This window comes from Pseudundibacterium arcticum (genome assembly GCF_042646465.1).
Lineage (GTDB): Bacteria > Pseudomonadota > Gammaproteobacteria > Burkholderiales > Burkholderiaceae_D > Undibacterium_A > Undibacterium_A arcticum.
Window position 1 is genome coordinate 14,896 of the sequence record NZ_JBHRTP010000055.1, and the last position, 13,108, is coordinate 28,003.

Below are 13,108 nucleotides of genomic sequence, written 5' to 3' on the forward strand. Positions count from 1 at the left end.
TCCCCACTATTTTTGCAATTCCTGATCCGCTGAGGGCAGCTCCGGGCGGCCGAAAATACCGGTATAGGTGGGGTAGAAAGAGCAATACATCACGACCGTCAGCACGATCGACAGCGGCAGCATCAGCAGCATTGCGGCGCCGGCCTTGCCGACGATGGCGGCGAACAGGATGCTGACGATGGTCGGCAGTACCACGCCCAGCGCGGCCCATGCCAGTCCGTACACCAGGAAGGCCTTGCCGGCGCGATGGACCGCAAAAAAGCTGTAGAACACGGCTTTGAAGAGCCCCATCTTTTGCCACATCGCCAGCGGTGCCGCATACCAGAACGCCATTGCGGCCGGCACGTACAGTGCGGCGGTCACCAGGATCGCCGCCGACATATTGGAACCAGCGATGGTTTCCTCCTTCAATTCGATCTGCCCGCTCATCACTTGCCAGAAAACGCCGCCATCGATCACGCTGGAGGCGGCTACCGCCAGCACCGCCGCCAGCAGGTACAGGCCGCCCAGCTTCAGCAAGGTGAAGAAGGCGGGCGAGCGAAAGCCGGTCAGCAGCAGGTTGGGATAAACCCGCCTGCCTTGCTCGATCTCGACGCAGGCTTGCATGAAACCCATCGAAAATACCGGGACCAGGATCAGCGGCAACAGCTGGCCGATGACCGGGATGATGCCGATGCCAAACATGATGAACATGTAACTGAGGAACAAGGTCGACATTTCCGCCGGCTGTTTGCGGAATAGTGCAAAGCCCTGCTTGACCCAGAGCCAGCCTGTTTGTGCGGGGAGCTTGTTGCTGGAGTTATTACTTGAGTTGGCCATCAAAACAAATCCGGTGCGGGGTGGGCGATGCGGTCGCGCAGGATACGCTCGAAGTGTGTCGGATCGTGCGGCGTCAGCATCTCGGCCTCGCGCGGCAGGTGGAAATCGTACAGCCGGGATAGCCAGAAACGCAGCGCAGCGCCGCGCAGCATCGGCTGCCAGGCGGCGCGCTCGTCCGCGCTGAATGGGCGTACCGCATGGTAGGCATCGAGCAGCCCCCGGACCCGCGCCACGTCGAGCCGACCGCTGTCGAGATCGATGCACCAGTCATTGACCGTCACCGCCAGATCAAACAGCCAGCTATCGCAGCCGGCGAAATAAAAGTCGAAGAAGCCGGTCAACTGCTCGCCGTCAAACATCACATTATTGCGAAACAGGTCGGCGTGAATCGGGCCATGCGGCAATCGGCGGGCGGCATCCGTGCCGGCGAACGCTTGCTGAAACGTCATTTCGGCCAGCAGCAAATCGCGATTGTGCGGTGACAGGTAAGGCAGCACGATCGGCGTGGTGGTGCGCCACCAGTCCAGCCCGCGCAGATTGGGCTGATGCAGCGGGAAGTCCTGCGCCGCCAGGTGCATCCTGGCCAGCATGGCGCCAACCGCGCCGCAGTGCAGCGGCTGGGGCGCCATCTGGTGGCTGCCCGCCAGTTTGCTGACGATGGCGGCCGGTTTGCCGTGCAGCGTGTGGAGGATCTCGCCGTCGCGATTGGCGACCGGCGCCGGCACCAGCACGTCGCGCTCGGCCAGATGGCGCATCAGTTGCAGGTAAAACGGCAATTGCGCAAACGTCAGCACCTCGAATACCGTCAGCACGTACTCGCCAGATTCGGTCGTGATGAAGAAATTGCTGTTTTCGATGCCAGAAGCGATGCCCTTGATCGCGACTGCTTTGCCAAGTGGAAATTGCGTGATCCACTGATTGAGGTCATCCAGTGTGACCGGGGTGAAAACTGCCATGAGCTGATCGAGTAAGGTTGAAACGGAGTTGAGGCCAGGATAGTTGCGCCGCAAGCTTGTCCAGAACCGCGGCCAACGGCCGCAGCACGATCGCAACACCACTAGTACGGTGTCGCGATCGGGAATTATAGGCGCCTATTTTTTGGGTGCCGATGCGGTCGGTTGCGCCCCGGCCGGCTGCAGGGTTTGCGGTGGCTCTGCCTCTTTGGGGTTGGTTTTCTTGCGGCCCAGGTCAAACTCCAGGATCGGCCACTCTGCGGCACGAATCTGGTTGCTCTGGACATCGCCCGGCGCGGCGCTGCCGGCCGGCTCGTTCGGCTTCAGGTAATAGGTGCTCTTGCCGCTTTTTACCTTCACTTCGGTGACCTTGCCCTGCTGGCGCTTCTCGGTGATCTTGGTGCCGCTGTCGGGTGGCGCGATCGTGATGGCGGGCTGCTCACCCTCTTCCATCTTTTCCAGCTTGGGTGGCGGCGGCGCCACGTTTTTGGCCGGTGCCTGCGCATAGGCCGGCAGCAGCTGAACTGCGACGCAGACGGCGGCGATGTGCAACAACGTGGAGGTGCGCATGATGGGTGTTTGCCTTGATTTGAGCTAATTAGTGATGGTTCATTGTAGCAAACAGCACCGGTCATCGTTACAGATACAGCATCTTGTGCCGTTCCTCGTCCGACGGTGCGATATCGCGCGCTTCATAGAATGCGAAGATAGCATCGACGATATTGGCCGGTTCGTCGATGAGCTGGATCAAGTCCAGGTCTTGCGCGGCGATCATGCCGTTGCCCACCAGCTGCGCATGGAACCAGTCGAGCAGGCCGCGCCAGAATGCGCTGCCGACCAGGATCACCGGAATCCGGCGCGATTTGCCGGTCTGGATCAGGGTCAGCGCCTCGGTCATTTCATCGAGTGTGCCGAAGCCACCGGGGAACACGATGTACGCGTCCGCATATTTGACGAAGGCAACCTTGCGTGCAAAAAAGTGGCGGAAACTGATCGAGATGTTTTGCCAGGTATTGGATTGTTGTTCGTGCGGCAGCTCGATGTTCAGGCCCACCGACGGCGATTTGCCTTCGAACGCACCCTTGTTGGCGGCGTCCATGACGCCCGGCCCGCCGCCGGAGATCACCGCAAAGCCGGCGTCCGACAGCCGCCGGGCGAGATCGACGCACAGCGTGTAATACGGGTTGTCGGGCTTGATGCGGGCCGAACCGAAGATCGAGACCGCAGGATGCAGCTCGGAAAGACGCTCGGTCGACTCGATAAACTCTGCCATAATCGTGAACATATGCCACGACTCGCGTGCCTTGAGCGACGTCGCGCGCTCCCTGTCGATAATCTGCCGCAACCGCGGCACATTTTTACCCGATTCTTCCATATGCAAAAAACCTTGTTGTTAGTCGATGGGTCCAGTTACCTGTATCGCGCGTTCCATGCCTTGCCCGATCTGCGCAGTCCGGACGGGGCGCCAACCGGCGCGATCTACGGCATGATCAATATGCTACGTCGCTTGCGTCACGATTACCCGGCAGCATACATGGCCTGCGTATTCGACGCAAAAGGCAAGACTTTCCGCGACGATCTGTATCCGCAGTACAAGGCGCAGCGCGCATCGATGCCGGACGACCTGCGGCTGCAAATCGAACCGATCCACGAGGCGGTCCGCATCATGGGCTGGCCGATCCTGATGGTCGACGGGGTCGAAGCCGACGACGTGATCGGCACGCTGGCGGTCGATGCCGTCAAGCACGAGATGAGCACGGTGATCTCGACCGGCGACAAGGACCTGGCGCAACTGGTCAACCCTTACGTCATGCTGATCAACACCATGAGCAACGAAAAGCTCGACCGCGACGGCGTGATCGCCAAGTTCGGCGTACCGCCGGAGCGCATCATCGATTACCTGACCCTGGTCGGCGACACCGTCGACAACGTGCCCGGTGTGGCCAAGGTCGGCCCCAAGACTGCGGTCAAATGGCTGACCCAATACGACACGCTGGACGGCGTGATCGCCAACGCCGCCAATATTGGCGGTGCGGTCGGCGAGAACTTGCGCCAGGCGCTCGACTGGCTGCCGCAGGCGCGCACGCTGATCACAGTGAAGACCGATTGTGATCTGGCCAGCCACATGGCCTCGATTCCGGAATCGCTGACCCAAAAGCCGGAAGACCAGGCGGCGATGGTCGATTTTTTCACGCGCTACGGCTTCAAGAGCTGGTTGCGTGAACTGACCGGCAACCCCACCGCCGGTGCGCGCCCGCTGCCAGCCGCGCCGGCGCACGCCGCGACCGCGGCGGTGCAGGCCGGGCTGTTCGAGCACGGCGCCGACGCGCAGGCAGCCACGCATCCGCCACTGCGCCAATATGAAACGGTACTGACCGAAGCCCAGCTGAGCGCCTGGCTGGCACGCATCGACCAGGCCGACCTGACCTCGATCGATACCGAGACCACCGCGCTCGATCCGATGACGGCGCAGATGGTCGGGATTTCGCTGTGCAGCGAGCCGGGCGTGGCGGCCTACATCCCGCTCGCGCATCGGTATCAGGACGCGCCGCCGCAGCTGTCGCGCGATCGGGTGCTGACCGTGCTGAAACCGTGGCTGGAAGATCCGACCAAGGCCAAGGTCGGTCAGAACCTGAAATACGACGCGCATATTTTTGCCAATCACGACGTCGCGCTGCGCGGCATTGTGCACGACACCTTGCTCGAATCCTATGTATTCGAATCGCACAAGAGTCACAACATGGACAGTCTGGCGCTGCGCCATCTGGGTCTCAAGACCATCACATTTGAAGAGGTGTGCGGCAAGGGCGCCGGCCAGATCTGTTTCGATCAGGTCGCGATCGAGCGCGCAACCGAGTATGCAGCCGAAGATGCCGACATCACGCTGCAACTGCATTACGCAATGTGGCCGGAGATCAGGAAGGACGCCGGGCTCACGCATGTCTACGAAAAAATAGAAATCCCGACCTCGGTCGTGCTGCAGAAGATCGAGCGCAATGGCGTATCGATCGATCGCGCGTTGCTGAGCGTGCAATCGCACGAACTCGGCACCCGGCTGCTGGCGCTGGAACAACAGGCTTATACGCTGGCCGAACAGCCGTTCAACCTGAATTCACCCAAGCAGATCGGCGAAATATTCTTCGATCGACTCAAGTTACCGGTGATCAAAAAGACGCCATCCGGCGCGCCATCGACCGACGAAGACGTGCTGCAAAAATTGGCAGAGGACTACCCGCTGCCGAAAATACTGCTCGAATATCGCGGCCTGTCCAAGCTGAAGTCGACCTACACCGACAAGTTGCCGAAGATGGTGAATCCGGCCACCGGCCGCGTCCATACCAATTACGCACAAGCGGTCGCGGTGACCGGCCGGCTGTCGTCGAATGAGCCGAACCTGCAGAACATCCCGATCCGCACCGCCGAAGGCCGCCGCATCCGCGAAGCCTTCATCGCGCCGCCGGACGGCGTGATCATGTCGGCCGACTATTCGCAGATCGAACTGCGCATCATGGCGCATATCTCCGGCGACGCCAACATGCTGCGCGCGTTCGCCGACGGCATCGACATCCACCGCGCGACCGCCGCCGAGATCTTCGGCGTCGCCGCGTCCGATGTCAGCAGCGAGCAGCGGCGCTACGCGAAGGTGATCAATTTCGGCCTGATCTACGGCATGAGCGCATTCGGCCTGGCCGGCAATCTCGGTATCGAACGGGCCGCCGCGCAAAACTACATCGACAAATATTTCGCCCGCTTTTCCGGCGTCGCGCAGTACATGGCCGACACGCGCGCGCAGGCCAAGGCGCGCGGCTATGTCGAAACCGTATTCGGCCGCCGGCTGTGGTTGCCTGAAATCAACTCGCCGAACGGGCCGCGCCGCCAAGGTGCCGAACGCGCCGCGATCAACGCACCGATGCAGGGCACCGCGGCCGACCTGATCAAGCTGTCGATGATCGCGGTGCAGGACTGGCTGGAGCGGGAAAACCTGCAATCGAAGATGATCATGCAGGTGCACGATGAATTGGTGTTGCAGGTGCCGGAGTCCGAGTTGGCCCTGGTCACGGAAAATCTGCCGGCATTGATGGCGGGCGTGGCCCAGCTCAAAGTGCCGCTGACGGCGGAAGTCGGCATCGGCAAGAACTGGGACGAGGCGCACTGATTTTCTGATCTGTGGGCCGATGATGCAAACTTGGTCGTCCCAGCGAAAGCTGGGACCCAGCGGCGTCCGTTGTGTAGCAATGGCATCCGCACCGTGCGTGTTTTTGGGAATCCGTTCTGCCAAAATTAACGACACTGGGTGCCAGCGTTCGCTGGCACGACGCGGGTTTTTTGCCGGCACAAATATTGGGGTGTCCTGAGCGGTCATCGCGGGCACCGCAGACATTGTCCAGTTCTTATCCAGCTCTTATTATGATGTTGGTTCGATAATATCGAACCAACATCACTCATCGACCATCAGGAGAATTGCCATGCATCATCTGAAGGAAGATTTCGATAGTCTGGTTGCCGAAACGGCATTGTCCGGTGGCATCGATCGCCGGGGCTTCCTGAAGACGGCAATCGGTACCGGTTTCGCCGCCGCCGTCATGCCGGTGGTCGCGCAAACCGTAGTCCACACCGATACCGCCGGCCTCACCGCCGGCGTGGTGACGATCACGGTCGACGGCCAGCAGGTGCCGGTCTACCGCGCGCAGCCGGAAGGCAAGCGCAAGCTGCCGGTGATCCTGGTGGTGTCCGAGGTGTTCGGGGTGCATGAGCATATCGCCGACGTGGCGCGCCGCTTCGCGAAACAAGGTTATCTGGCGCTGGCGCCAGAGTTGTTCGCACGTCAGGGCGATCCGCGCAGCTACGCATCGATCGCCGAGTTGATCGACAAGGTGGTGTCGAAGGCCTCGGACCAGCAGGTGTTGGGTGATCTCGACGCTTGCGTGGCGTGGGCCAAGGCCAATGGCGGCGATACCGACCGGCTCGGCATCACCGGCTTTTGCTGGGGCGGTCGCATCACCTGGTTGTACGCGGCGCACAACCCCGGCGTCAAGGCGGCGGTGGCCTGGTATGGCCGGCTGATCGGCGCCAAGAATGGCAACAATCCGCAAAATCCAATCGATATCGCGCCGACCCTGAAGACGCCGGTGCTGGGTCTGTATGGCGCCAAGGATGGCGGCATTTCGCAGGAGTCGATCGTGGCGATGAAGGCGGCGCTGGCCAAGGGCGGCAATCAATCCGAGTTTGTCGTGTATCCCAATTCCGGCCACGCATTCCACGCCGATTACCGGCCCAGCTATGTCGAGGCCGACGCCAAGGATGGCTGGAAGCGGGCGCTGGCCTGGTTCAAGGCGCACGGGGTAGCGTGATCGGTTGCGCTGGACGCTGGATCAAAAACGCGACGCCGGCCGTCGCGTTTTTTATAGAAATTTGCTGAAAAGCACAGCTTGTGTTTTAATTTGCAACTGAGTTGCATATAGGCCGCGTAAAAGTTGCAATAGCATTGCTGCCCGATGCGCAAACCTTGCAACAAGTCCGCTAAAAACAGAGGTCCAAAATTAATTCCACACTCGTATCCATCCTGCTGGCCACCACCATCGCCGGCGTCTTCAGTATTACCGCCGCGGCCATTTTCTCGTTTGCACTGCTGTCCAAGGTGGTCGAACGGATGGTCAGCCTGTCGGTCGGCATCATGCTGTCGACCTCGCTGCTGCACGCGCTGCCCGAGGCGTTCGAGTCGCAGGCCGATGCGCACAACCTGTTTGCCACCTTGCTGGCCGGGCTGTTGGCCTTTTTCCTGCTGGAAAAGCTGGCGATCCTGCGCCACTCGCACCATCACGAGGGCGACGGCCATCACCATCATCATGGCCACGACAAGGCCGAGGCCGGCAAGGCCGGCTGGATGATCCTGGTCGGCGACGGCTTGCACAACTTCACCGACGGCATCCTGATCGCCGCCGCCTTTCTGGCCAATCCGAAACTGGGCATCGTCACCGGCCTGGCGATCATCGCGCACGAGATCCCGCAGGAAATCGGCGACTTCATCGTGCTGTTGAACGCCGGTTTCACGCGCCGCCGCGCTTACCTGTACAACCTGATTTGCAGCCTGATGGCGGTGGTCGGCGGGATACTTGGTTATGTAACGCTGGAGCGCGCGACCGGTGTGATTCCATTCGTGCTGGTGTTTGCGTCGTCGGGTTTCATTTACATTGCAGTCAGCGACCTGATGCCGCAGATGCAACGCCGGGCGACCCTGCGCGAGACGATCCCGCAAGTGTTGTTAATTGCGGCCGGTGTCGCGATCGTGTTCTTTTTGACCGGGCACGCGCATCGCTAGGCCGCGCCGCGCCCGCCAGATCAACTGTTACTGCCCCGTCGCCACCGGCCGCGCCGGGTCGGCGCACCATTCGCTCCACGAGCCCGGATACAGCGCCGCGCCGTGCAGGCCGGCTATTTCCAGCGCCAGCAGGTTGTGGCAGGCGGTCACGCCCGAGCCGCACTGGCTGATGGCCTTGGCCGGATCGCTGACCAAGGGACTGAACTCCTCGTGCAGCGTATGGCCCGGCTTGAAGCGGCCATCGGTTTGCAAGTTGTCTTTGAAAAAGCGATTCTTGGCGCCCGGGATATGGCCGCCGACCGGATCCAGGGTTTCATTCTCGCCGCGGAAGCGGTCCGGTGCGCGCGCATCGAGCACGGTGCGGGTCTGGCTGCTCAGGTTCGCCAGCACGGTGCCGACATCGACCGTGTGCGCCAGCGGCGGCCGCTCGCTCAGATTGCCGGGCGCAGCCTCGGCTTCCGACGTAGACAGGCCGAAGTGTTGCGCCTGCCATGCCGGCAGGCCGCCATCGAGCACCGCCACCGCCTCGTGCCCGACCCAGCGCAGCATCCACCACAGCCGCGCCGCGTACACGCCGCCGTGGGCATCGTAGGCCACCACTTGGGTGCTGTCACTGATGCCCCAGCGCCGCAGGGTCGCGATGAAGGCGGCGCGCTCGGGCAGCGGATGGCGGCCACGGAAAACGCCGTCGCGGCCGACTTTGGCTGACGACAGGTCGCGGTCCAGATTGGCGAACTGGGCACCCGGGATGTGGCCCTGGTCATAGGCGTCGCGGCCCGCCGCCGGGGCGGCCAGATCATGCCGGCAATCGAGCACGATCCAGTCGTCGTCGGCCAGGTGCTGCGCCAGATTGACGGCGGAAATCAGGGTGGTGAAGCGCATGATGGACTCCATATCAACAGTTGTAGTGATGGTTTGCAACAGACCGTTTCCGGCGAGGCTTGGCATCAGGCTGCTAAACTTCGGCCGCGATCGGGTCAGTCACGACATCGGCTTCGCGCCGCGCAACCACCGGCGCAGCGGTAGCGTTACGGGTATTGTAGAACGTCGCCGCAATTCCGCTCAACAGGATCACGCCCATGCCGATCCAGCCCATGCCTCCAAACACGTCGCCCCAGACCAGAAAGCCCCAGACACTGGAAAACACGATGCCGGTGTATTGCAGATTGGCGGTCACCAGCGTCTTGCCGAGCCGGTAGGCGCGCGTCATCGCCATCTGCGCCGATGTCGCGCTGACGCCGATCGCCAACAACAGCAGAATCCCTTTGGCGCTGTGGCTGTGCCAGATCGGCGCTGCGCTGCCTTGGATCGCGCCGGGCGCGGTGCCGTGGCTGAACGCCGGCAGCAGCGTGCCGCACAGGCCGGCGACCAGACCGGCCACCGAAAAATAGAACACCACGCGGTACTCCGGCTCGCCCTGTTGCCCCAGATGGCGCACCTGCAGATAGGCCAGCGCCGACAGCATGCCCGACACCAGCGCCACCGCGCCGCCGAACCATTGATCGGCGTGCATCGACGGCCGCAACAGCAGCGTGACGCCGACGAAGCTGAACACAATCGCCGCCGTCAATCCCCATTCAAAGCGACTCTTGCCGCGCCACCAACCGACCGCAAACAGGATTGTCGCAATCCAGATCGGCGACATGTAATTGAGCGTCATCGCAGTCGCCAGCGGCAACTTGGTGAATGAGTAAAACCATAGCCACAGCGCGGTGACGCCGATCGCGCCGCGCCACAGATGCTGCATCGGCAGCGGCGTCCTGAACGTGCCGCGCTGGACCTTGACCAGGCAAAACATCATGATCGCGCCGACGATGCCGCGATACATCACGATTTCGGACGTGGAATACAGATCGGAGGCGAGCTTGACGCACACCCCCATGATGGCGAACACGAAGCTGGCGAATAGCATCCAGAGCGATTGCATGGATTGGAATGGGTGGGGTGGGGGATTAAAATTGGTCGGACGACGTGTTACTTTGGTGCTCAGGCGTGAAAAAATACTGCACGGTGTATATGATAACACCGCTTATAGAATAAGCGGGAGGCGGTATATTTTAAGGCATACTCCCGTTATTTTGTCGATGTACATGGTGATTCGGCTGTCGGCACTGGTTACGGAGTGGCTAACAACGCGGTCATCCCAGCCCTTCGGCGGGCTCAGGATAAACTGGCCTGCGGCCACACTGGGATCCAGCGGCGTTCGTTGCGCTCAGTCGAAATCAATCTGCGCAATGTTTCTGAATCGTCAACCGGCGGTCGGATAAGACACTGGGTCCCAGCGTGCGCTGGGACGACTGAGGTTGTGTAGCCGCGCACTATGCCACCAGCCGACGGAATTTCATCTAAAAGTTAGCCAAGTCAGCGCTTACACCGCAATCTGTTTCCGATACCACTCATGGAAATGCTGCATCCCGTCTTCCATCGGCGACTGGTAGGGCCCGACTTCATTGACGCCGCGTTGCATCAGGATATTGCGGCCGGCGTCCATGCGCAGCGCAATCTCGTCGTCCTCGTCGCAGGTTTCCATATAGGCGGCGCGTTCCGCCGCGATGAATTCGCGCTCGAACAGCACGATTTCTTCGGGGTAGTAAAACTCGACCACGTTTCTGGTTTTCTGCGGGCCGTCCGGCCAAAGCGTCGACACCACCAGCACGTGCGGGTACCACTCGACCATGATGTTCGGGTACAGCGTCAGCCAGATCGCGCCATACGGCGGCGCGTCGCCGTTGCGGAACTTGAGCACCTGCTCCTGCCATTTCTGATAGGCGGCCGAGCCGGATTTCTGCAGGCCTTGATGGACGCCGACGGTCTGCACGCTGTAGCCGTCGCCGAATTCCCAGCGCAAGTCGTCGCAGCTGACAAAGCTGCCAAGGCCGGGATGAAACGGTTCGACGTGGTAATCCTCCAGATAGACTTCGATGAAGGTCTTCCAGTTGTAGTCGCACTCGTGGATTTCGACGTGGTCGAACATGTAGCCGGAGAAATCGAGGTCCCTGGTGGCGCCGAGTTGCGCCATTTTCTGCATCACGTCATAGCCGTTCTGCTCGAACAGCAGGCCGTTCCAGTTCTGCAGCTGGCTCTTGGACAGGTTCAGGCAGGGCGTTTCGCTGAAATGCGGCGCGCCGATCAATTCACCCTTCAGGTCGTAAGTCCAGCGGTGCAACGGGCAGACGATGTTGTGCGCATTGCCGCGGCCATTGAACATCAGGGCCTGACGGTGGCGGCAGACATTGGACAGCAATTCGATGCCGTGGGCATTGCGCACCAGCATGCGGCCTTCGTTTTCCCACGGCAAGGTGGCAAAGTCGCCGACATTGGGCACCTGCAACTCATGGCCGGCGTAGCGCGGACCCTGCTTGAACAATTGCTCGGTTTCGCGCTGCAACAGCGCGTCATCAAAGTAAACGTGGACCGGAAGTTGCGCGTCAGAGCGCGCGAGTTTGGCGAGATTAGCCAGGTCGGACATCCCCACCCCCCTAATGTGTTACACCAACCAAAGAGAGAAAGAATCCGCAAAGACCAGATTTCAAATAATATGAAACGGCAATTTTGGACAGAACCGGCGATTATACCCTAGAGCATTTGCAAGCCGCCAGCTTGAGAAATGTCGTTGCGTGGGCAATTGAACCGCGAGTTTGTGTCGGCAAGCCGCAAATGGATGCCAAATCGACCATAAAAAAATGTCGGGCAGGCACGATCGTCCGATTTCAGCCCGAACCGCGCGGATTCGACGCTTTGCCTTAGCCCAATGCGATGGTTTGCACTAAAATGACGGGTTACACTGAACTCTGCACGACTGGGATGCCCATGCCAAAGAAACAATCCGATCCGCAGCAGCCAGCTTCGTTCGAAGAGGCGATGGCCGAGCTTGATCGTCTGGTCGCCGACATGGAAGGCGGCGAATTGCCGCTGGAAGCCTCGGTCGCCGCCTACAAGCGCGGTTCTGAACTGGTCAAGTATTGCGCCCAGCAACTGGACAAGGTCGAGAGCCAGGTCAAGGTGCTGGAAGGCGAGATGCTGAAGCCGTTTGCCGTCGACGAGGAGCCGTCATGAGTGCGCTGCCGCAGCCACTGGCGCAGACGCAGGCGGCCTTCGATGGCTGGATGAAATCGGTGCAGGCCGCGATTGAAGTCGCATTGCAAGGCTTTCTGCCGCCCGTGACACAGGCGCCGCAGCGCTTGCATGAAGCGATGCACTACGCAGTGCTGGACGGCGGCAAGCGGGTTCGGCCGCTCCTGGTATTTGGCGCCGGTGCCTTGTTCGATGCGCCGGTCGACACGATGACGCGCGCCGCCGCGGCGCTGGAAATGATCCATGCCTATTCGCTGGTGCATGACGACATGCCGTGCATGGACGACGACGCGCTGCGCCGCGGCAAACCGACCGTGCACGTGCAATACGACGAGGCGACCGCATTGCTGGTCGGCGATGCCTTGCAGGCCCAGGCGTTTCTGGTGCTGTCGGAAACTGCGGCGAGCCCTGTAACCACGCTGCCGATGCTGCGGCTGCTGGCGCATGCGGCCGGATCCAACGGCATGTGCGGCGGCCAGGCGATCGATCTGGCCAGTGTCGGCGTCAGCCTGAGCCTGGCCCAGCTGGAGCAGATGCATCAGCTGAAGACAGGTGCCTTGCTGCGGGCGTCGGTGTTGCTCGGTGCGATGGCCGGCCAGCACCTGAATGCCGACCAAACGGCCGCGCTCGATGCCTATGCGACGGCGGTCGGGCTGGCGTTTCAGGTGGTCGACGACGTGCTTGATGCGACCGCCGATTCCGCCACTTTGGGCAAGACCGCGGGCAAGGACGCTGCCGACAATAAACCGACCTATGTGTCGATTCTGGGCCTGGAGCCGTCCAGGCTGCTGGCAGAAAAATTGCGCGACGATGCGCATCAGGCGATCCAGTCGTTCGGTGACAAAGCGCAGCGCCTGCGCCAGTTGGCGGACCTGATCGTGCAGCGCAAGGCCTAGAGGTAGACCTCGACCTGCATCCGGTTAACATCACGCATCGGACGTTC

11 protein-coding genes and 2 pseudogenes are annotated in these 13,108 nt (G+C 61.3%); 6 read left to right on the plus strand and 7 right to left on the minus strand.

The features are described 5' to 3' along the window. Positions 1–6: 6 nt before the first annotated feature. From ACFOFO_RS17820 to ACFOFO_RS17835, 4 genes are all read right to left on the minus strand, one after another. A complete protein-coding gene (locus tag ACFOFO_RS17820) occupies positions 7–819 on the minus strand; it encodes a BPSS1780 family membrane protein (RefSeq protein WP_390322320.1) in 813 nt (270 codons plus the stop codon). Beyond that, the gene (locus tag ACFOFO_RS17825) at positions 819–1,775 is read right to left on the minus strand and encodes a homoserine kinase (RefSeq protein WP_390322321.1); all 957 of its coding nucleotides are present in this window, start codon (positions 1,773–1,775) and stop codon (positions 819–821) included. The genes ACFOFO_RS17820 and ACFOFO_RS17825 overlap by 1 nt, the downstream gene beginning before the upstream one ends. Before the next feature lie 135 nt (positions 1,776–1,910). Further along, positions 1,911–2,342: a DUF2782 domain-containing protein gene (locus ACFOFO_RS17830; protein WP_390332241.1), complete on the minus strand. Its 432-nt coding sequence runs from the start codon at positions 2,340–2,342 to the stop codon at positions 1,911–1,913. A gap of 67 nt (positions 2,343–2,409) precedes the next feature. Then, a complete protein-coding gene (locus ACFOFO_RS17835) occupies positions 2,410–3,147 on the minus strand; it encodes an LOG family protein (protein ID WP_390322323.1) in 738 nt (245 codons plus the stop codon). Here ACFOFO_RS17835 and polA point away from each other — a divergent pair, their 5' ends adjacent. From polA to ACFOFO_RS17855, 4 genes and pseudogenes are all read left to right on the plus strand, one after another. Further along, positions 3,148–5,928, plus strand: a complete 2,781-nt coding sequence (gene polA, locus ACFOFO_RS17840) for a DNA polymerase I (protein WP_390332244.1) — start codon at positions 3,148–3,150, stop codon at positions 5,926–5,928. 310 nt (positions 5,929–6,238) lie between these two features. Continuing rightward, positions 6,239–7,123: a dienelactone hydrolase family protein gene (locus tag ACFOFO_RS17845; RefSeq protein ID WP_390322324.1), complete on the plus strand. Its 885-nt coding sequence runs from the start codon at positions 6,239–6,241 to the stop codon at positions 7,121–7,123. A 260-nt stretch (positions 7,124–7,383) separates the two neighbouring features. Beyond that, positions 7,384–7,518, plus strand: a pseudogene (locus ACFOFO_RS17850) (ZIP family metal transporter); the annotation flags it as partial. Between the two features lie 120 nt (positions 7,519–7,638). Next, positions 7,639–8,091, plus strand: a pseudogene (locus tag ACFOFO_RS17855) (ZIP family metal transporter); the annotation flags it as partial. Positions 8,092–8,118: 27 nt separating this feature from the next. Here the strand turns inward: ACFOFO_RS17855 and ACFOFO_RS17860 are convergent. From ACFOFO_RS17860 to ACFOFO_RS17870, 3 genes are all read right to left on the minus strand, one after another. Continuing rightward, positions 8,119–8,973, minus strand: a complete 855-nt coding sequence (locus ACFOFO_RS17860) for a sulfurtransferase (protein WP_390332247.1) — start codon at positions 8,971–8,973, stop codon at positions 8,119–8,121. A 73-nt stretch (positions 8,974–9,046) separates the two neighbouring features. Next, positions 9,047–10,018: a DMT family transporter gene (locus ACFOFO_RS17865; RefSeq protein ID WP_390322327.1), complete on the minus strand. Its 972-nt coding sequence runs from the start codon at positions 10,016–10,018 to the stop codon at positions 9,047–9,049. A gap of 441 nt (positions 10,019–10,459) precedes the next feature. Further along, a complete protein-coding gene (locus tag ACFOFO_RS17870) occupies positions 10,460–11,560 on the minus strand; it encodes an aromatic ring-hydroxylating oxygenase subunit alpha (RefSeq protein ID WP_390322328.1) in 1,101 nt (366 codons plus the stop codon). Positions 11,561–11,901: 341 nt separating this feature from the next. Between ACFOFO_RS17870 and ACFOFO_RS17875 the strand changes: the two genes are divergently transcribed. Both ACFOFO_RS17875 and ACFOFO_RS17880 read left to right on the plus strand, forming a co-directional pair. Next, positions 11,902–12,147, plus strand: a complete 246-nt coding sequence (locus ACFOFO_RS17875) for an exodeoxyribonuclease VII small subunit (protein ID WP_390322329.1) — start codon at positions 11,902–11,904, stop codon at positions 12,145–12,147. Continuing rightward, positions 12,144–13,061, plus strand: a complete 918-nt coding sequence (locus tag ACFOFO_RS17880) for a polyprenyl synthetase family protein (RefSeq protein ID WP_390322330.1) — start codon at positions 12,144–12,146, stop codon at positions 13,059–13,061. The genes ACFOFO_RS17875 and ACFOFO_RS17880 overlap by 4 nt, the downstream gene beginning before the upstream one ends. Positions 13,062–13,108 lie beyond the last annotated feature (47 nt).

Bases quoted from the DNA above. Each gene is read 5' to 3' on its own strand.
- ACFOFO_RS17845 (WP_390322324.1), top strand. From the start codon at position 6,239: ATGCATCATCTGAAGGAAGATTTCGATAGTCTGGTTGCCGAAACGGCA.
- ACFOFO_RS17830 (WP_390332241.1), bottom strand. From the start codon at position 2,342: ATGCGCACCTCCACGTTGTTGCACATCGCCGCCGTCTGCGTCGCAGTT.
- ACFOFO_RS17835 (WP_390322323.1), bottom strand. From the start codon at position 3,147: ATGGAAGAATCGGGTAAAAATGTGCCGCGGTTGCGGCAGATTATCGAC.
- ACFOFO_RS17875 (WP_390322329.1), top strand. From the start codon at position 11,902: ATGCCAAAGAAACAATCCGATCCGCAGCAGCCAGCTTCGTTCGAAGAG.
- ACFOFO_RS17865 (WP_390322327.1), bottom strand. From the start codon at position 10,018: ATGCAATCGCTCTGGATGCTATTCGCCAGCTTCGTGTTCGCCATCATG.
- ACFOFO_RS17860 (WP_390332247.1), bottom strand. From the start codon at position 8,973: ATGCGCTTCACCACCCTGATTTCCGCCGTCAATCTGGCGCAGCACCTG.
- ACFOFO_RS17825 (WP_390322321.1), bottom strand. From the start codon at position 1,775: ATGGCAGTTTTCACCCCGGTCACACTGGATGACCTCAATCAGTGGATC.
- ACFOFO_RS17880 (WP_390322330.1), top strand. From the start codon at position 12,144: ATGAGTGCGCTGCCGCAGCCACTGGCGCAGACGCAGGCGGCCTTCGAT.
- ACFOFO_RS17870 (WP_390322328.1), bottom strand. From the start codon at position 11,560: ATGTCCGACCTGGCTAATCTCGCCAAACTCGCGCGCTCTGACGCGCAA.
- ACFOFO_RS17820 (WP_390322320.1), bottom strand. From the start codon at position 819: ATGGCCAACTCAAGTAATAACTCCAGCAACAAGCTCCCCGCACAAACA.
- polA (WP_390332244.1), top strand. From the start codon at position 3,148: ATGCAAAAAACCTTGTTGTTAGTCGATGGGTCCAGTTACCTGTATCGC.